The 18,592-nt window shown below is 37.0% G+C and carries 16 protein-coding genes and 2 pseudogenes; 9 read left to right on the plus strand and 9 right to left on the minus strand.

Features of this window, described 5'->3' with window-relative positions:
- Positions 1-13 precede the first annotated feature (13 nt).
- The 8 genes from DSM02_RS14370 (at position 14) to DSM02_RS14400 (ending at position 7,171) form a co-directional block, all read left to right on the plus strand.
- Positions 14-493 carry a DUF305 domain-containing protein gene (locus DSM02_RS14370; protein ID WP_013073618.1) on the plus strand — a complete coding sequence of 160 codons (480 nt, stop codon included), beginning with the start codon at positions 14-16 and terminating at the stop codon, positions 491-493.
- A 68-nt stretch (positions 494-561) separates the two neighbouring features.
- Positions 562-2,346, plus strand: a complete 1,785-nt coding sequence (locus tag DSM02_RS14375; RefSeq protein ID WP_013073617.1) for an efflux RND transporter periplasmic adaptor subunit — start codon at positions 562-564, stop codon at positions 2,344-2,346.
- Between the two features lie 64 nt (positions 2,347-2,410).
- Positions 2,411-2,587, plus strand: a complete 177-nt coding sequence (locus DSM02_RS20410) for a hypothetical protein (protein WP_013073616.1) — start codon at positions 2,411-2,413, stop codon at positions 2,585-2,587.
- 12 nt (positions 2,588-2,599) lie between these two features.
- Positions 2,600-3,166, plus strand: coding sequence for a helix-turn-helix domain-containing protein (locus DSM02_RS14380; protein WP_013073615.1), 567 nt, complete (start codon positions 2,600-2,602; stop codon positions 3,164-3,166).
- A gap of 143 nt (positions 3,167-3,309) precedes the next feature.
- Positions 3,310-3,630, plus strand: coding sequence for a four-helix bundle copper-binding protein (locus DSM02_RS14385; protein WP_028376588.1), 321 nt, complete (start codon positions 3,310-3,312; stop codon positions 3,628-3,630).
- Positions 3,631-3,876: 246 nt separating this feature from the next.
- Positions 3,877-6,135, plus strand: coding sequence for a heavy metal translocating P-type ATPase (locus tag DSM02_RS14390; RefSeq protein ID WP_031427480.1), 2,259 nt, complete (start codon positions 3,877-3,879; stop codon positions 6,133-6,135).
- A 23-nt stretch (positions 6,136-6,158) separates the two neighbouring features.
- On the plus strand, positions 6,159-6,371 hold the full coding sequence (locus DSM02_RS14395) for a heavy-metal-associated domain-containing protein (RefSeq protein WP_028376586.1): 213 nt from the start codon (positions 6,159-6,161) through the stop codon (positions 6,369-6,371).
- Positions 6,372-6,385: 14 nt separating this feature from the next.
- Entirely contained in the window at positions 6,386-7,171 is a 786-nt protein-coding gene (locus DSM02_RS14400; RefSeq protein WP_031427481.1) for a M90 family metallopeptidase, read from the plus strand.
- Positions 7,172-7,283: 112 nt separating this feature from the next.
- On the opposite strand, the gene DSM02_RS14405 is transcribed toward DSM02_RS14400, so the two are convergent.
- Both DSM02_RS14405 and DSM02_RS20415 read right to left on the minus strand, forming a co-directional pair.
- Entirely contained in the window at positions 7,284-8,498 is a 1,215-nt protein-coding gene (locus DSM02_RS14405) for a site-specific integrase (protein WP_031427482.1), read from the minus strand.
- 452 nt (positions 8,499-8,950) lie between these two features.
- Positions 8,951-9,103, minus strand: a complete 153-nt coding sequence (locus DSM02_RS20415; RefSeq protein ID WP_164918322.1) for a hypothetical protein — start codon at positions 9,101-9,103, stop codon at positions 8,951-8,953.
- Positions 9,104-9,260: 157 nt separating this feature from the next.
- Between DSM02_RS20415 and DSM02_RS20805 the strand changes: the two are divergent.
- Positions 9,261-9,326: pseudogene (locus tag DSM02_RS20805) on the plus strand (transcriptional regulator); the annotation flags it as partial.
- Between the two features lie 3 nt (positions 9,327-9,329).
- Here the strand turns inward: DSM02_RS20805 and DSM02_RS20810 are convergent.
- The 7 genes and pseudogenes from DSM02_RS20810 to DSM02_RS14445 form a co-directional block, all read right to left on the minus strand.
- Positions 9,330-9,482: pseudogene (locus tag DSM02_RS20810) on the minus strand (hypothetical protein); the annotation flags it as partial.
- Between the two features lie 1,052 nt (positions 9,483-10,534).
- Positions 10,535-11,557, minus strand: coding sequence for an aldo/keto reductase (locus DSM02_RS14420; RefSeq protein WP_128766270.1), 1,023 nt, complete (start codon positions 11,555-11,557; stop codon positions 10,535-10,537).
- Between the two features lie 123 nt (positions 11,558-11,680).
- Complete coding sequence (locus DSM02_RS14425; RefSeq protein WP_128766271.1) at positions 11,681-14,317, minus strand: glycoside hydrolase family 2 protein; 2,637 nt, start codon at positions 14,315-14,317, stop codon at positions 11,681-11,683.
- Positions 14,318-14,476: 159 nt separating this feature from the next.
- Positions 14,477-15,361: a dienelactone hydrolase family protein gene (locus DSM02_RS14430; RefSeq protein ID WP_128766272.1), complete on the minus strand. Its 885-nt coding sequence runs from the start codon at positions 15,359-15,361 to the stop codon at positions 14,477-14,479.
- Positions 15,362-15,378: 17 nt separating this feature from the next.
- On the minus strand, positions 15,379-16,560 hold the full coding sequence (locus DSM02_RS14435; RefSeq protein ID WP_128766273.1) for a protein kinase family protein: 1,182 nt from the start codon (positions 16,558-16,560) through the stop codon (positions 15,379-15,381).
- A gap of 114 nt (positions 16,561-16,674) precedes the next feature.
- Positions 16,675-17,382, minus strand: coding sequence for a LytR/AlgR family response regulator transcription factor (locus DSM02_RS14440; RefSeq protein WP_128766274.1), 708 nt, complete (start codon positions 17,380-17,382; stop codon positions 16,675-16,677).
- The gene (locus DSM02_RS14445) at positions 17,379-18,464 is read right to left on the minus strand and encodes a sensor histidine kinase (RefSeq protein WP_128766275.1); all 1,086 of its coding nucleotides are present in this window, start codon (positions 18,462-18,464) and stop codon (positions 17,379-17,381) included. Before DSM02_RS14445 ends, DSM02_RS14440 begins: the two co-directional genes overlap by 4 nt.
- Between the last annotated feature and the right edge of the window lie 128 nt (positions 18,465-18,592).

The raw sequence follows: 18,592 nt of genomic DNA on the forward strand, positions 1-18,592 counted from the left end.
AAACTCTAAAACAATGAAAAATTCAAATCAACACACAAACAAAGGCAATTACACAAAATTTATTTTGATGCTTGTCGCATCTTTTATTGCAATGTACATCACGATGTATCTAAATAGTTATGCGTTAGACCACGTATATTTTAGTTTAACCAGATTCTATATGAGTTGTTTGGGTATTGCAGCAATGGCAGTAATAATGTGGTTTTTTATGCGGAAAATGTATCAAAACAAGAAAAAGAACATCGCTATTTTATTAGGTAGCTTGGTGCTATTTTTAGGCGCACTTGGTTTGGTTAGGGCACAAAGCCCAATCATTGGCGATATTCTGTGGATGAAAGCAATGATTCCCCATCACTCAATTGCAATTTTAACAAGTGAAAGAGCCGATATCAAAGACCCTGAAGTGCGCAAACTGGCTGATGATATTATCAAAGCACAACGTAAAGAAATTGGAGAAATGAAAGCAATGATAAAGCGTTTGCAAGCAGAATAATAATAATTACCAAAACCTAACTGGTCTTAAAATCTGTTGGGTTTTATAAAGAAATAAAAAAATATACTATGAAAAAATACATCATTTATACCGCAATTTTAGCCATAGGATTGGTCTTGGGCTATGTCTTTTTTGGCCCTTCTGCGGAAGGTTCCGTAAACAGCAAGAAAGTAACAGATTTGAGCGAAGACGTTAACCACTCCGAAGAACATCAAATGTGGACCTGTTCAATGCACCCACAGATTATGCAACCAGAACCTGGCGACTGCCCAATATGCGGTATGGATTTAATTCCCGCCGAAACTGGTGCGGAAGGGCTTGCAATGAACGAAATAAAAATGAGCGACAATGCAATGGCACTGGCGAATATCCAAACTACAATTGTAGGAAATATTTCAGGAACCGACGATAACAAAATAACACTTTCCGGAAAAATAATGGCCAACGAAGAAGCCAATGCGGTACAGGCAAGCTATTTTGAAGGACGTATTGAAAAGTTGAATGTCAATTTCACGGGCGAAGAAGTACGAAAAGGACAGTTGTTGGCAACGATTTATGCACCAACGCTCGTTGCTGCCCAACAAGAACTTTTAACTGCTTCTGACCTGAAAGAATCACAACCAGGTTTATACAAAGCAGTTCGAAACAAATTAAAATTGTGGAAACTTTCTGAAAGCCAAATAGACCAAATAGAAAGTTCTGGCAAGGTGCGGGAAAATTTTCCGATTTATGCAACTGTTTCAGGCACCGTTTCCCAAAAAATGGCAGAAGAAGGCGACTATGTAAAACAAGGCCAGCCCATTGTTAAAGTAAGTGATTTGGGTACTGTTTGGGCAATGTTTGACGCCTACGAAAGACAAATCTCGCAACTAAAGGAAGGTCAAAAGGTAACAATCACTAGTAACGCTTATCCCAATAAAGAATTTGAAGCATCAGTTTCATTTATCGACCCTACTTTGAATACAAAGTCCAGAACTGTTTCAGTGCGCGCCACATTGAACAATAAGGAAAATCTATTAAAACCAGGAATGTTCGTAACCGCAAAAGTGGCAATGACAAAAGGCAATACTATGGAAATTGCGATAAGCATACCTGCAACGGCAGTAATGTGGACAGGCGAGCGCTCATTGGTGTACGTAAAGACCAATCCCAATGAACCCGTTTTTGAAATGCAAGAAGTGACTTTGGGAACGAAAAATGGTGAGAACTATACCATTATCGAAGGGCTTTCTAACGGCGATGAAGTGGTAACCAACGGAACATTTACCGTAGATGCCGCTGCACAGTTACAAGGAAAAAAATCTATGATGAATGCATCAGGTGGTAAAACAATGACAGGTCACGAAGGGCATTTGGGAATGGAAAATTTAAACAACACAGTTGATGCCGCCAAACGTATGGATGTAGCTTCCAAATTCCAAGAGCAGCTCAAAACAGTTTTTGATGATTATATTATGCTTAAAACAGCATTGACAAACGACCAAAGTGAAAAAGCAAAAACGGCCGCACAGACCTTACAGAAAAGTTTAACACAAGTTGACCTTGCTTTGCTAAAGGATAAAAATGCGAATAACCACTGGGCGCAACTTGAAAAAGAATTGAAGGCTTCCTCAAATGAAATTGCCCAGACATCCGATATTAAAACCCAGAGAAATCATTTTATCAGTCTTTCAGCACACCTCATAAATGCAATGAAAGCGTTTGGCATCAACCAAGAAATTTACATAGATTTTTGTCCAATGGCAAATAATAATGAAGGCGCATATTGGTTGAGCACGGAAAAAGAAATACAAAATCCCTACTACGGACAAGCAATGCTAAACTGTGGTGAAGTAACAGAAACCGTACAATAGTTTAAAACTATACTTAATTGGGTAGTTTAAATTAGTCATCTTGATTTTTTGAAGGAGAACGAGGATGAGTGAGAGTAGAAGAAATAGAAGAAAAAATGACAGAAAGAAACATCAGCCTAAAAGTGATATTCCAAAAAAAGATAAAATTATAGCTTTAGTTGTGATAGTATTGATTTTTGTAGTTGCTGCAACAGCTGCCGTTTATTATTCTCTATACAAATCTGGATTAAAATTATTTTGAAACAAGTACTATATGAATGAGACTATCCATATTAAAAATATGGTCTGCCCAAGATGTATCTCAGCAGTTTCCAATATTTTGGAACAACTTAAAATACTGTATGTTTCTATAAAATTGGGGGAGGTTAAATTAGTTTCATCGTTAAGTCCCAACACAAAAAATAGTCTTTCCAAAGCGCTTCAAAATTCAGGTTTTAGTTTGATTGACGACCGTAAAAGTCAACTTATTGAACAAATGAAAACATTGGTTGTAGATAAAATCCATCATTCTTCCGAGGAGCTCGATTTCAAATGGGCAGATATTGTTACAGGCGAACTTCACTTGGACTACAAATATTTAAGTTCACTTTTTTCGTCGGTAGAAAATATTACGTTCGAGCAGTACATCATAAACCAGAAAATTGAACGTGTTAAAGAACTTATAGTTTACGATGAATTAACCTTGAGTGAAATAGCATTTAAACTTCATTATAGTAGTGTTGCATACTTAAGCAATCAATTTAAAAAGGTTACAGGAATGACACCTACACAGTTTAAAAAAAGCACAAATCAGAATCGTAAATATTTGGATAAAATATGATGTTAAATTCTGTTAATCCGAAAATTTTACAAATCATTCGGCATATTTTATAACAAAAAACGATATTACATACATTAAATTGTCTTTAGTAATATCCGCTATAGTAGTGGACTATTTTTAACAATTTAAATTCTAATATATTTATGAAAAATTCAAAATTAATCGAAGCTTTAAACAATTGTGTAGCACATTGTAATTACTGTGCAGATGCTTGTCTTGGCGAAGAAAACGTCAAGATGATGGTAGATTGTATAAGAACTGATAGGGCTTGTGCTGCAATCTGTAGTGCAACAGCAAATTTGCTTGCGTCAAATTATAAAGATGTTAGAGGTATGGTAGAACAATGCCGTGATATCTGTAAAAAATGCGCTGATGTATGTGCCAAGCACGACCACAAACACTGTCAAGAATGTGCAGATGCCTGTAGAAAATGTGAGGAAGCTTGTAACGAATATTTAAAATAATACAACTTATCTCAATTCATTATAGTGAGGTGCAACAACCTCAAATTCCGAAAGGCTACAACTCACATTGTAGTCTTTTGTTTTATAAAAAATCGGGTATAAGTTATCTTGTTTGTATCGGAAACTTGGGAAAATTACATATTGGTGACCCTTAACAAGCAAATTCTACAATTCATTCAGCATATAACGTAATATATTAAAAACTTTAAATCCTAAAATTTGTGATGTATTAAGATGAATACGATTATGGAGACAATCAACATATTTGAAACCAAAGAAAAGAAGCAAAAACAGGGAATAAAAGAATCATTTCCTGTTACGGGAATGACCTGCGCATCGTGTGCAGCGAGCGTTGAATCTGTTTTAAAACACACAGAAGGAGTGTTTGATGCCAGCGTCAATTTCGCTAATAGTTCTGTTCTTGTGGAATACGACAAAGCGTTGAGTCCTAATCAACTTCAAAATGCACTTCGCGAGGTAGGCTATGATATTATTATAGATACAGAAAATCCTTCGGAAGTACAACAAGAACTTCAGCAAAAACATTATCAGGACATAAAAAGCCGTACTATCTGGTCGGCTATACTTACGCTACCCATTTTTGTATTAGGAATGTTTTTTATGCAATGGGAACCAGGTAAGTGGATTTCTTTGGTGTTAACTTTTCCAATTCTTTTTTGGTTCGGTCGTAGCTTTTTCATCAATGCTTTCAAGCAAGCCAAACACGGTAAAGCAAATATGGATACCTTGGTAGCTTTGAGCACAGGAATCGCTTTTATCTTTAGTGTATTCAATACCTTTTTTCCAGAATCTTGGTTGAGTCGTGGTATTGAACCTCACGTTTATTATGAAGCGGCTACGGTAATTATAACCTTTATTTCCTTGGGGAAACTATTGGAAGAAAAGGCAAAATCCAATACGTCTTCAGCCATCAAAAAATTAATGGGTCTTCAGCCTAAAACCCTTAAAATCATTGAGAATGGAGAAGAAAAGGAAATTCCTATTTCATCCGTGCAAGTTGGCCAGACCATTTTGGTGCGTCCCGGAGAAAAGATTCCTGTGGATGGAGAAGTTTCCAAGGGAAGCTCGTATGTAGATGAAAGTATGATTACGGGAGAACCTGTTCCAGTAGAAAAATCAACTGATGAAAAAGTATTTGCAGGCACGGTAAATCAAAAAGGGAGCTTTCAATTTACTGCCGAAAAAGTAGGTGGAGAAACCTTACTATCACAAATCATTAAAATGGTTCAGGAAGCTCAAGGAAGCAAGGCGCCTGTTCAGAAACTGGTCGATAAAATTGCTGGAATATTTGTTCCCGTTGTGTTGGCTATTTCCATTATTACCTTTATTGTATGGATATCAATTGGAGGCGATAATGGTTTTTCACAAGCCTTATTAACTTCTGTAGCCGTGTTGGTTATCGCTTGTCCTTGCGCATTGGGATTGGCCACACCTACTGCCATTATGGTGGGTATCGGTAAAGGCGCTGAAAATAATATTTTGATAAAGGATGCCGAAAGTTTAGAGCTTGGCCATAAAGTGAATGCAGTAATCCTTGATAAAACGGGTACGATTACTGAAGGAAAACCTTTGGTAACCGACATACTTTGGAAGGACAAGCTTGAAAATCAGAACGATTACAAGGAAATTCTTTTGGCTATCGAAGCACAGTCAGAACATCCCTTGGCAGGGGCTGTAGTCAACCACTTAAAAGATGAAAATGTTGAACAAACTGAAATGGCTTCCTTCGAAAGTATCACAGGAAAGGGGGTAAAAGCTCAAACAGAAAATGGTTCAAAATACTATGTTGGAAACCATAAGCTAATGGTTGAAAAGAATATTCAAATCGACGCTTCCTTAATGCAAACGGCAGAAAGTCTCGAAGAGCAGGCTAAAACGGTCATTTTCTTTGGCAATGAAAAACAAGTGCTGGCGATACTCGCCATTGCTGACAAGATTAAAGAAACTTCAAAAAAAGCTATAGAAACACTTCAAGACAGAGGCATCGAAGTCTATATGCTTACTGGAGATAACAATAAAACCGCATCTGCTGTCGCAAAACAAGTAGGAATAACAAATTACCAAGGAGAAGTGATGCCTTCACAGAAAGCAGCTTTTGTTGAAAAATTGCAAGCTGATGGAAAGATAGTCGCAATGGTGGGCGATGGTATCAACGATTCGCACGCTTTGGCACAGGCCAATGTAAGTATAGCAATGGGTAAAGGGTCTGATATAGCAATGGACGTCGCGAAAATGACATTGATAACGTCAGATTTGCAATCTATTCCCAAAGCTTTGGAACTATCGAAAAGAACCGTGTTGGGCATACGTCAGAATCTATTTTGGGCATTCATTTATAATCTTATTGGTATTCCAATTGCAGCAGGCGTTTTGTATCCCGTAAATGGATTTTTATTGGACCCAATGATTGCGGGAATGGCAATGGCTTTCAGTAGCGTATCTGTAGTTCTAAATAGTTTAAGGCTTAAAGGAGTAAAACTTTAATATTAATTATAAATTCAAATACAATGAAAACTTTAAAATTTAAAACAAATATCAATTGTGGTGGTTGTGTATCAAAAGTGACCCCTTTTTTAAACAAGCAAGAAGGTGTCGAAAGTTGGGAAGTGGATACCGCTAATCCTGATAAAATTTTAACCATAGAAAGCGATGGTGCTTCAGAAGAAGATGTAAAGGCTACCTTGCAAAAGGTAGGCTTTAAAGCGGAACCTGTAGATTAATACCTCGCTATAATATGGTTTATATTTTAATTTTGGTTGTGATTCTTCTGTTTGCTATTCATTTTTATCGAAAAGAGAAACGGCATAGCGTAAAGCCATTTCCAGAGCATTGGCACAAATTATTAATGGAGAATGTTCTTTATTATAAAAATCTTTCAAAAGGCAGGCAACTTGTTTTTCAACAAAAAATGATGCAGTTTTTAAGTGAGGTTTATATAGATGGCGTGCAGTTTGAATTGGAAGAATTAGACAAAATTTTAATTGCAGCAAGTGCGGTAATTCCTGTTTTCGGCTTTAAAGAATGGCATTACACTAATTTAAGTGGAATCCTCTTATACCCAGATAATTTTAATGAAGATATGCAATTTAGCAGTAAGGATAACTCGCGCAATATTGGTGGGATAGTCGGGAACGGACGTTTTGAGAAACAAATGATTTTATCTAAAAAAGCATTGTATCACGGTTTTAGAAACACAACAGATAAAAGCAATACAGGCATACACGAATTTGTACACCTTATTGATAAGCTGGATGATAGAACAGATGGCGTTCCAGAGCGATTATTAGAACATCAATATGCAATACCTTGGCTGAATTTAATTCATAAGGAAATAGAAGCCATAAACGACAACCATTCTGATATCAGAAAATATGGTGGTACAAACCAAGCAGAATTCTTTGCAGTAGCTTCAGAATATTTCTTCGAGCGCCCAGATTTGCTCAAAAAGAAACATCCAGAACTTTATAAAATGTTAGTTAAATGCTTCAATCAAAAATTAGCAAATCCAATTAAAAATTAGTTTCTATTTAGGAGAGATTAAATCTGTAATTGAAAATCGTAAAGAGCGGATATTTTGAATATGCTAAACTACTTATAGCAATAAAATATCCGCTCTTCAATTATTTATTTCCTCAAAAGTTTATAACACTATCCAATGCATCATCTGCCTCTTTATGGATGAAATTGGCTTGATAGTTCAAGGTGGTTTTCAAATCACTATGGCGATATAATTTCTGTAGCATCAACGGATGAATGGCATCCCCAGCAATATTTCCAAAACTATGCCGTGCTATGTGCATCGTTATTTTCTTATTTATTTTAGCCTTTTTAGAGATTGATTTTAGATTGTCATTAAACCTCTTTGTAGCAGTTTTTCTCTTGTTATATAAATCTTTCGCATTTTCAGGGTCTGCCTTTTTCAATTCAGGGAAAACAAAATCATCATCACTTCTTTTATCATCTTTATATTGGTCTAAAATCTTTAGTACTTTTTCAGGAATTTTTAATGATAGAAGTTTTGCGTTTTTATGCATTCTATAATGCAGCCTGTTATCATAAATATCTGACCATTTGGTTCGTAGAACATCAGAAACCCTCATACCAGCAAAATTGAAACTAAAAAGCCAAACATTTCTAGTATGTATTTCAGAAGGTTTGAGATTTATCAAATTTTCAATTTGTTGAATCTCTAAAATATTTAGTCCGACTTTGGTAGTTTCAGGAAATTTGATTTTTATTTTATCGCCACCGAAGGGATATAATTCTCTGCTTACAATTTTGTATTTAATTGCTCTGTTAAATAATAGCCTTACAAATACCAAAATGTTCATTATTGAGGTTTCAGACAGGGAGTACTTAACTTTTAAAGTTAACATCAGTTTTTTAAGAAAACGTTCATCAATTTCTTGAAAAGACAATTGTTTCGAATTGTGATATTTTATAATAAAGCTCAACCACGCTTTATCAGTAGATAAACGATTTAGCTTTTCTGTACTTTCTAAATCGTCAAGATGTTCTTGTGCTAATTCAAAGAATGAAGCATTGATACCGGAGGAATATATTTCCTTCTTAATTTGATTGGCAGAAGCATCTTTTTGTTCGGATTGAAGCGTAATAAGAGCATTGTTTAATTCAGAAAGTTTCAAGGATAACAAATTGTTCAAGGTTTTGAAATTTATGTGTGATTTCTTAACCCGAATATTCTTTTCATCCCAATCTTCCAATTCAATGTAGTGACCTATATATTGGTATGTTGAGCGACGATTTTTTGTAATACGTATGGCAAGAGGATACAAGCCTTCTTTATTAGGCTTTTTGCGAAGAACTATTTTAGCGTTTGATGACATAATTGACCTAGTTTTGCGTACGAAAGCCAAATCAGGTACAACATAGGTACAACATTCAATTTTGAATGTTTAGTTTACCAAAAAGTTTCCCTAAAGATACAAATTTATTAGTTTCTCTGGGTACAACATAGGTACAACAAATGTTGAAATCAATTGATATTAGATGATATCAAAGAAAATGACATATTATATAATCAATTGAAAATGAGTGGCTTTGGTGCTGTTTGGGCAAATGTACGCTAGACTTAGGATCTAGTGCCGCAAGGTGTGAGAGTTCGAGTCTCTCCGCCTGTACAACAAGAAACCTCTGATGAAAATCAGAGGTTTTTTTGTTTTAAACTTTTTTTCATCTTTTTATTCATTTGAATTAAGACCACTCTTTATTTTAGATTGTTATGAATAAGATATCTACAGAGACCCGGTTAATTATAAATTTTTTGTCCTCGGAAGAGCTAAGATTTCATTAGGATTGGATCTATATTCAGATCGATAAAACTTGTAAGAAAATAATAACTTAAATCTCCTGCATTTGAAATTGTGTGCGAAAGCTGTGCTAAGCGTTCTTTATGGTCAAAATCACACGGAATATTTAAATAGGTTGTCATTGTTTAAGTTTTGATTTTTAGAAAGTTACCGGCAGTTCCGGACTAGACTGACTGTATAGTACAAGACCCATTTGGCCTAGTGTTTTACAACGGATTATGAGCATGAAAATATTACAACTATGGCAGTGAAAATCTCCGAATACGCGAACTGTGCGGGATGAAGCAGGAAGCTCTGGCTCACGAATTGGGTAACAGTGAGCAGAGCGTTTTGCATATTGAACAAAGTGAAACCCTGAACGATGCGAAGTTGGAAGAAGTGGCAAAAGTACTTGACGTAACGAAGGAGGCTATTGTTAATTTTTCTGATGAAGCTGTATTTAATTATTTCAATAGTTTTAGTGATAATAGTGTTAATCAAGGTCTTATAGGAGCATAACATACCTATAACTTGAATCCATTAGGTAAAGCTGTAGAGCTTTACGAGCGTTTGGTTCAGGCGGAGAAAGATAAAGTGGTATATTTAAAAGAATGACTTAAAAAGAATCAGTTTTTTTAGTCACGAGTTTGAAAGACATTTGCCACAAAAGAGAGCATTCATCATCCTGTTAAGGAAATCTTAAATTTACTCTTTTGAAATACCGTTTTCATACACTCTTCATACACTATCCTAGGGGATGCCTAGGCTTTGCCTGGGAGTTGCCCTGCCTGAGCCCCAGTTTTGCCGTCTTTTGCTCTATTGTGAAGGTCTTAATCCGGGTATAGTTCTACCCTTTAAAATCTAAATACTGAAGTAGCTGTATTTTTAATGGATTACTATATTCTGTAGGCTGCTTCTAAGATTTTCAAAGCGAAACTTTAAAGTGTTGATATAACGAGTTGCCAGTAATTTGGGAACAGTCAGAACCAAAACAAACACCAATGAAAAAAATAATCCAATTCCTCTTTTTGATTTTATTAGCTTCTTTTAATAATGAACCAAAATATAATTACATACTAATTAATGAAAATCCTGATACAGTAGTCAATAAAAAAAATATTTAAATCAGATTGAAAAGAAGAAATAAGGGGGTCAGATTTGCAGAATATTTTGTTACAACTAAAAGAAGATAGAAACGAATATGATAAAGTTTGAAATAACATAAAAAGCAGTATCACACAGAAGAGCCATTGCTACAAAAACGCGAAAATGGCATGCAAAAGACGAGTTCTATCTCTAGAGGACCTTTAATAGCCTGCAATACGCTAAGAGAGCTACAACAATGCAGTAATCTACATAATATATTGCGATTATACTTATCTTTTAGACTATAGAACACCCAATATGGTATATAAATTTACAGTGTAAAAAAATAACCTGTCATTTTAGAAAAAACAGATCTTCCTTATTTTAAATTTTCATTTTCAAAAGGAAGTCCGGATACTTTGCGCTTTCATTTTATACAACGAAAAACCTCTGACTCACATCAGAGGTTTTGTGTTTGTGATCCTTTTTTACTTTCGATATTCAGATTGACGTTCTACCATCCAGCCCGGGTAAAAATGTGGTTTGCTGCTAACAGCATCTATCTTATCAAGATCTTCTTTACTTAAATCAATCTCCGTCGATTTTATATTCGAATGCAATTGTTTGAGCGTTTTTGCTCCTATAATGGTGCTGGTCACTCCTTTTTGGTGACGCACCCACGCCAGCGCGATTTCTGCTACAGAAACATTATGTTTTTTAGCTAAATCCTGCATCACATCGACCAGGTCAAAAGCCTTGCCCTTGTCTATGGGCGGAAAGTCAAAATCTGCCCGGCGCGATCCTTTTTCACTACTTCCTTCTCGGGAATACTTTCCGGTAAGGAAACCACCCGCAAGCGGACTCCACGGGAAAATGCTCAGGTTATGATCTGCTGCCATAGGCACCAATTCGGTTTCTATATCGCGGGTGACCGCAGAATAAAAATATTGCAGACCTATAAACTTTTGCCAGTTGTTGTGCTTTGCGATGGCCTGTGCTTTTGCAACCATCCAGGCCGGCCAGTTGCAAATCGCAATGTAACGTACTTTACCGGTTGCAACAATGTCATTTAAGCTGCGTAAAATTTCTTCTACCGGAACTTTAGGGTCTACCCCGTGGACGTATAAAATATCAATATGATCTACTTGCAAACGCTTTAAACTGGCATCTACCGAATTGAAGATATGATAGCGTGAAAGACCTACATCATTTGGTTTTTCACTCATGGGTCCCAACACTTTAGTCGCAATGACGACATCGTCTCTTTTGGTTCCTAAATCTTTGAGTCCCTGACCCAAAAGTTGTTCAGACTGCCCGAAAGAATACACGTTTGCGGTATCTATAAAATTGATTCCGCTATCCAGCACGGCTTTCAACATTTCATTAACTCCTTTCTGATCTACAGATGCGATCTTGCCCCACATTCCGGCATCTTCACCGCCAAAGGTCATGGTGCCAAAACACAACTCAGATACCATGAGTCCGGTATCGCCTACATAATTAAATTTCATGATGTTTGTTTTTTCTTAAAGTTAGGCAGCGTGGGTTTTTTCTGTTTTAAATTGAGGTTAAAATTTGGGTGTAAAAAAAACCGACGTTCTGCCGGCTTTTAAAAGTTAGTATTGTTTTTAAAATCAGTTTATGTCTAGCATCTGCTTCGGCACATTCCAACCTTCAATCTCTATTTGTGCGCTTGTAGTTTTTAGTTTATCATAACTCAGCGTGATTTTCTTTTTACCACCCGGTGTTACTGAAACATAATTGTCACTGAAAAATGTAGGCAACAACCGCTCACCGGTTTTAGTGTCAATCAATGATATTCTGTTAAAAAAGGCAACTGTATTTTCTTCAGGAACAGTAAGTATAAGTTCAATTTGCGTAGCAGAAGTCTTTTTTGCCTCAGCCGTGAGGCTTGTTTTTTTTAGGCTCTGCAAACCCGAATAGTTTCCGGTAGCATCGGGTAACCAGTAAAAATTATCACTCACTAATTCCTGATTAACATCGAGTAATTGTACCGATAAAAATATCCCGTTTTCTGTGCCTAATTCTTCAATATATCTTTCAACAGACATAATCTGGCGCACACTTGAAGGTTCGATATAATTAAAAACCTGAGTGATCAGTTTACTATTACCTTCCATATCATAAGCGGTAAGGCGTAACATCAGATCGTGTTGTTGTTCAAACGAGTTGTTGGCGATCATAATGTTGTGTTTTACAGGGTCGTACATTGCATGTATCGGTTCGCTGCCACTGCGTAAACCGTATAAACACGCATTAGGATCTAGATAATAATCATACATCTGCCCGCGTAATGCAGTCCAAGGATTTTGTGTTTTCCAGATGATCACACCGGTGTACCAGTCCCACATGTGTGAAGAAAAACCTTCTATCAAACCGCGGTATTGGTTGTAGTTTACTAATTGTGCTTTGGTCGCGAAATCTTCCATATCTGTAGGAGTGCCATAGGGTTCTAAAAAATTGGCGTAGTCAATATATTTATGGTAGCTCCATACCTTGTCTTCTACTTTTTCAGTGCCTTCTAATTCTTGCGGGATTACCTGATTTTCTTTCGGTAAAAAGCGTTTTAAAGAAACTGCATCACCGGTTCCTATCGAGCCAATTTCAGAATTAAAAGGCCAAGTACGCTCTTCCCAAAAGTTGTGTATGTTTTGTATTCCGTAAGGGCCGTCACCGTTTCCGCCTTTAAAATTATATGACATTTCGTCTGAATTAGAATAGTCTATAAACCAGCGGGTATTGTCGTATTTAGGCAGAATAGAATCTTTTAAAGCGCTTAGAATATCTGCCGGTGGAGTGATCTCGTTACCACCGCACCAGATGGCAAGAGATGCATAGTTGCGTAACATTTTAACGGCGTCTGTTGCAGATTGTATAAAGAGCTCATGATCATCAGGATATTGCCTGCGCGTCCACTGATCTTCTTTTTTCATCGGGTCTACCCAGCGCCCGTTGCAATCACCAGACATCCAGAAATCCTGAATAACGAGCAACCCGTATTTGTCGCAAGATTCATAAAACTCAGGTCGCTCGGGTAAGGCACCGCCCCAAATACGGATTAGATTCAGGTTCATATCTCTATGAAAACGAATCTCTGCATCGTAACGTGCTTGAGAGAATCGAAGCATAGCGTCAGAAATAATCCAGTTTCCGCCTTTTATAAATAATTTTTGACCGTTTACAGCTATTTGCTTGCTTCGGGTATGTTCGTTCCAACTGGTTTGTATTTCACGCACACCAATGCTCAATTTTTCACTATCGGAAACCGTTCCGTTTATAGAAAATTTCAGGTCAAGGTCATACAGGTTTTGTTCTCCATAGCCATTTGGCCACCATAATTTAGGATTCTCTAAAGTAAAATCAGGTAAGGAAATTTCTTTGATCTCATTTGCGGAAAGTGTAACCGGGCTGCTTATAGTTTTTCCGTCTAATTCATATTGAAGAGTTCCGCTAATGGGGGTTGCCTGTGTGTTTTGCAATTCTGCTGACACTTGAATAGTAGCGGGTTTTTGTTCTGTTCCGGGAGTACGTTTTCCAGGGACCAATGTCACTATATGTGGATTTTTTAAATTAACAGCCTGTGTTTTTTCAATAAAAACTTTATCCCAAATACCAGTATTGCGATCGCGTACAGGCTGTATCCAATCCCAGCCTGCGGTATATTGTAAGGCTACACCCTTGGCGATAGTGCCGTCACCACCCTGACCGCCGTTAGGATTACCCACGGCGTCCGCCGGATGTACCAAAACAGCTAAACGGTTCTCCCCATTAGCAGCCAATAATTTTGTGATGTTGAACTGCTTCCGTAGGTACATTCCTTTAAAAAGCTCTTTGTTTACTTTTTCTCCGTTTATAAAAACATCAACGCTATAATTAATTCCTCTAAAATTCAGCCAAACCTGTTCTCCAGATTTAGCACTTTCTTTAAAGTCCTTAACAAACCAGTAGGTGTAATATTCCCGACCGGTATCATAGATATCTTTGATTTTCTCATTATTCATCCCATAAAAAGGATCGGGTATCTCTTCGTTATTTAAAAGTGTTGTTAGCACTGTTCCGGGTACGGTAGCCGGCATCCACTTTTTTAGTTTATAGGAAGTTTTAGAAAGTTGATAGCCGTTTGCTTTGGTTTCTTTTATAGGGTTACAAAACCAATCTGAATTCAATTCATACCGGTTTTGAGCTTGTGCAATGTGAATACTAAAAAGCAGAAAGACACAGGTTTTTACAACTAGAAATTTTAGACTCATGAGATGGTTGTTTTATAGCGTTCTATAAATATGATAAAGCATCTTAAAACATGAGAACTAATTCGACTAATAGCGCTTTCTGACTAATAAATGAAAGTGAATCGCTCGGTGTATTGCGATTTTTAAATTGAATGTTAAGTATGAGATATGCTAAGTAAATTACCCCAAGTGCTCCTTGAAAAACGCTATGGTACGTTCCCAGGCAAGTTCTGCGGCTTCTGCGTCGTAACGAGGAGTCGTGGTATTGTGAAACCCATGGTTTATGCCGGGATACATAAACATCCCATACTCTTTGTTGAATTCTTTTAGCTTGGCTTCATAAGCCGGCCAGCCGCTGTTAATGCGCTCGTCAAGACCGGCATATTGTAATAAAAGCGGAGCTTGAATCTGATCAATATCTTCAGTGGGTTGCCCACCATAAAAAGGTACTGAAGCCGAAAGGTCAGGAACTTTGACTGCCATCATATTGGAGATGGAACCGCCAAAGCAAAAACCAACCACACCTACTTTTCCGTTACACTCAGGATGGCTTTTAAGTAATTCGTATCCTGCAATAAAATCTTCCAGCATTTCTGCACCATCCCGTTTGCGTTGCATCGCACGACCTTCATCATCATTGCCGGGATAACCTCCTAACGGACTCAAAGCGTCTGGCGCAAGGGTAATAAAACCATCAAGTGCTGCTCTTCGTGCAGTGTCTTCTATGTATGGGTTGAGTCCGCGGTTTTCGTGAACCACCACAATACCTCCCAGTTTTCGGGTGGCGTCTTTGGGTTTTGAAAGTAAGGCTTTGATCTCACCGCCTCCTTTTGGAGAATCGTAGGTGATGAACTTAGAATCCAGATTGGGATCCTGAGGATCTACCAGCATCGTGTTTTTATAATCGGGCATCAGAAAACTCATTAAGGCTGGTACGGTCACACTTCCTGCGGCAAATAGAGACAGCTTTTCTACAAACTCCCGGCGCTCCAGCTTGTTGTGAGCATAAGCGTCATATAAATCAAAAACTTCCTGCTTGATATCTTCTTTTTTAAGCGTTCTCATAACTGAAGTTTTTTAAATTATTGTGTAATATACATCACAGCAGAGTCTTCTATATACTTCGAAGGGTTAAAAACCGCATCAAAATTGGCGTCAACCTGATCTATGCTGCTTTGTAATTCTTTAAGTTTGGTTCGGAATTCATCAGCAAAATTGTCATTTTTAGAAAACTGAGTAATCAACTCTTTGTATTTGGCAATATTACTTTTCATACGTAAGGTGAGCTGTCCAAAACGTTGACGTAACGATTGCGTTTTTACCATAAAACGTTCTACTTCGGTAAGCCAGTTTTTGTTATGCTGCGCCTCCCAGGCGGCAATTTTATCATTAATTGCTTTTCTAAACTTGTTTTTTATGAGCTCTCGCTCACTGTCTAAGGTGGCATTTTGATATTGCTTTACAGCACTCAGGGAAAGTCCGTAATAATTAGCTTGCTCTTCAAGTAGTCTGTTATATTCGTTTTCTAGCTTATTGAGTTCTTCGTTGATGCTTTTCCATTCATTATCTATAATGCTCTGTTGTTGACTAAATTGACTCGCTGTGTTTAGAACATTGAGCATTTGAGGCGTTTTATCTCGTAAGTCTCTGCCAGCCCCACCTACGATCTCTAATGCCGAAGTAATTCCGGTAGAAAAGGTTTGATATAACGAACCGTAAAGCGGTACGTTGCTTGCGGGCTCATTCAATAATGTGATGCTTTTATTGATGAGGTCCATCCAGTTGTCTTTACCTTTTTTGCGTTCGTACCAGTCTTGATATTCTTTAAACCAACTTTCGTAAGCCGGGTAATTCATAGGATTATTAATCGCAGCAATTTTGCTGAAGAACTCTTGAGATGAAAGAAGCAGGTTGCTGGGTTTGATATCGCGGTGAATACTCATCAACTCGGTAAAAGCAAGTTGACCGTTTAATTTAAGCTGAATTTTTCTGGAATTCTCAAGTAGTGTGATTCGGTTTTCTTGTTTAGAAATGATACTGTCTAAACTTCCCAGTCGCTGACTTGTGCGGTTGGGGTTGAGATCTGAGAACTCTCCCTGAAGTGATTTTAGTTTTACAGCATTATCCTCAAGTTGTTTGTTGAGGTTGAGTAAAAGAGAGTCCCGCTCCTTTATGATTTGTGCTGAAACCTGATCCTGAGCTTGTACACTAAGTGCTAGTAGCGAGCAGCATATAAACAAGTATATGCGTTGAATGTAATTCATACAATTATAGTTTTAACCAAAAATAGCAAAATAAGTTTTGGAAAACTGTTAACTCTTTAGGTCTACTCTATTTCTTAAAATGAGTCTTTTTAAATGTGCGTGTAATTAATCATTTTAATTATTGGATTGGTTTTTAAGAATTGCGTTTTTAGCATCTTCGAGATAGTTACGCCCTATGGTATATCGCTTGTTTGCAATCTCAACACTATTGCCTTCAACAGCATCAACCCGTTTTATGTTTGCAGTGTAAGAGCGGTGAATACGCACAAACTGAGAGCTTGGTAATTCATCTGTGAAACTACCTAAAGTCTGGTGCACAACATAGTTGACGGTCGTGGTGATGATTTTGATATAATCTTTGAGGCTTTCCACAAGAAGAATGTCATCCAGATATATTTTCTTCATTTTTTTCTTATCAACTTTTACAAATATGCTGTTATTTTCAACAATTGGTTTAGGAGCTTCCTGTATTTTAGCCAGGGCCTTGTTTGTTGCTTTTAAGAAACGAGGCAGTGGGATGGGCTTAACCAAATAATCTAATACTTCAAGGTCAAAACCTTGTACGGCATATTCCTCATGGGCAGTGGTGAGAATAACCATAGGTTTTTGATCAAGGCTTTTTAAAAAGCTCAATCCGTCTAAAACAGGCATGTTGATATCCAAAAAAAGTAAGTCTACTTCAGTAGTTCTGATGAATTCAAGACTGTCTATGGCATTATCAAAAGTTTGAATGATTTCGAGACCTTTTAGCTGTGCAATATGATTTTTAATCACATTGATGGCTAGGGGTTCATCGTCTATGATTACACATCTTAGGTTCATAATAATTTTAATTTTAAATGTACATTATATGCGCCGTCGGCTTCAAAAATCCTGAGGTCATATTCTTCGGGTTTATAGCCCAATTTAAGTCGTTTTTCAACATTCTCAAGACCTATCCCTCCGGCTTCATTTAGGTTGTTTTTTAAGTCCTTTTGAGGCAGGGTGTTACTCATTTTAAAATAGAGAAAATCTTCATCAATCTTAAGATGTATAGAGATGTTTACATCACCAATATTTTTACTTGCTCCGTGTTTAAACCCGTTTTCAATAAAATGAATCAGGAGCATGGGAGCGATTTTCTTTCCTTTCGTGTTTCCTTCTACATCAAAATTAAGATCCAGCTTTTTGTTATATCTGATGCGTTCCAGGTCCAGATAGTTCTTGATGAACTTAATTTCCTTATTGAGTGATTGTCGTTTTTCTTTAGTTTCATAAAGTAAATACCGCATCAGGTCAGAAAGCTTTAAGATCGTTTCCGGTGTGTTTTCAGACTTTTCTAAGCTTAGAGAATAAATGTTATTTAAGGTGTTAAAGAAAAAATGAGGAGAGATCTGAGAGCGTAAAAAGCGTAATTCAGTCTCCAGATTTGACTTAGCCAAATTTGCGGCAAGTTGTCGTTCTCTAAGCCAGTCTATCGTGATCTTAATGGCTGCTCCAAATGAGATTACATACAATTCCCCAAGCATCATAACGATCACATAATTGGTGTTTAAGCTAGTGGTTTCCTCGGGTCCTTCGGGCCACACATTATTGCTTATTAAAAAATAGGTGAGCTCATATTTTATGATCACCATAACAAAAATAGTAGCGATAAGGCTCAGTGAAAAAAGGATGTATTTCCGCTTATAAATAAAAGTGGGAATGAGCACATACACCGTAAAATAGGTGAGAGACATGTGTATGGGAAAACCCAGTAGGTTTGCTTTAAACGAGTAGAGGTAGTCGTTGTAATAACTGCCCCAACGTAAAAAGTTGAACAGGAAATAAACCAACCAGAAAATAGCGTGATGCGTCACGTTTACTTTGTAGCCGGTATTAGCATTAAGCAGAAAATTATTTTTAAATGAAGCACTTATAGGCATAGATCTAAAGATGGGTTTTGAGCCGTTTAGCTTTTCAGAACTGTTGTTTGTCTAATAAAAGACAAAGACCGCGATAATATATCACATATTTATTAAAAATCTTAACATATTATGCCGTTAGGGGCTAA

The sequence above is a fragment of the Leeuwenhoekiella polynyae genome, assembly GCF_004104075.1.
Lineage (GTDB): Bacteria > Bacteroidota > Bacteroidia > Flavobacteriales > Flavobacteriaceae > Leeuwenhoekiella > Leeuwenhoekiella polynyae.

Bases quoted from the DNA above. Each gene is read 5' to 3' on its own strand.
- DSM02_RS14395 (WP_028376586.1), top strand. From the start codon at position 6,159: ATGAAAACTTTAAAATTTAAAACAAATATCAATTGTGGTGGTTGTGTA.
- DSM02_RS14390 (WP_031427480.1), top strand. From the start codon at position 3,877: ATGGAGACAATCAACATATTTGAAACCAAAGAAAAGAAGCAAAAACAG.
- DSM02_RS14380 (WP_013073615.1), top strand. From the start codon at position 2,600: ATGAATGAGACTATCCATATTAAAAATATGGTCTGCCCAAGATGTATC.
- DSM02_RS14405 (WP_031427482.1), bottom strand. From the start codon at position 8,498: ATGTCATCAAACGCTAAAATAGTTCTTCGCAAAAAGCCTAATAAAGAA.
- DSM02_RS20410 (WP_013073616.1), top strand. From the start codon at position 2,411: ATGAGTGAGAGTAGAAGAAATAGAAGAAAAAATGACAGAAAGAAACAT.
- DSM02_RS14425 (WP_128766271.1), bottom strand. From the start codon at position 14,317: ATGAGTCTAAAATTTCTAGTTGTAAAAACCTGTGTCTTTCTGCTTTTT.
- DSM02_RS14430 (WP_128766272.1), bottom strand. From the start codon at position 15,361: ATGAGAACGCTTAAAAAAGAAGATATCAAGCAGGAAGTTTTTGATTTA.
- DSM02_RS20415 (WP_164918322.1), bottom strand. From the start codon at position 9,103: ATGACAACCTATTTAAATATTCCGTGTGATTTTGACCATAAAGAACGC.
- DSM02_RS14385 (WP_028376588.1), top strand. From the start codon at position 3,310: ATGAAAAATTCAAAATTAATCGAAGCTTTAAACAATTGTGTAGCACAT.
- DSM02_RS14435 (WP_128766273.1), bottom strand. From the start codon at position 16,560: ATGAATTACATTCAACGCATATACTTGTTTATATGCTGCTCGCTACTA.
- DSM02_RS14420 (WP_128766270.1), bottom strand. From the start codon at position 11,557: ATGAAATTTAATTATGTAGGCGATACCGGACTCATGGTATCTGAGTTG.
- DSM02_RS14375 (WP_013073617.1), top strand. From the start codon at position 562: ATGAAAAAATACATCATTTATACCGCAATTTTAGCCATAGGATTGGTC.
- DSM02_RS14400 (WP_031427481.1), top strand. From the start codon at position 6,386: ATGGTTTATATTTTAATTTTGGTTGTGATTCTTCTGTTTGCTATTCAT.
- DSM02_RS14440 (WP_128766274.1), bottom strand. From the start codon at position 17,382: ATGAACCTAAGATGTGTAATCATAGACGATGAACCCCTAGCCATCAAT.
- DSM02_RS14370 (WP_013073618.1), top strand. From the start codon at position 14: ATGAAAAATTCAAATCAACACACAAACAAAGGCAATTACACAAAATTT.
- DSM02_RS14445 (WP_128766275.1), bottom strand. From the start codon at position 18,464: ATGCCTATAAGTGCTTCATTTAAAAATAATTTTCTGCTTAATGCTAAT.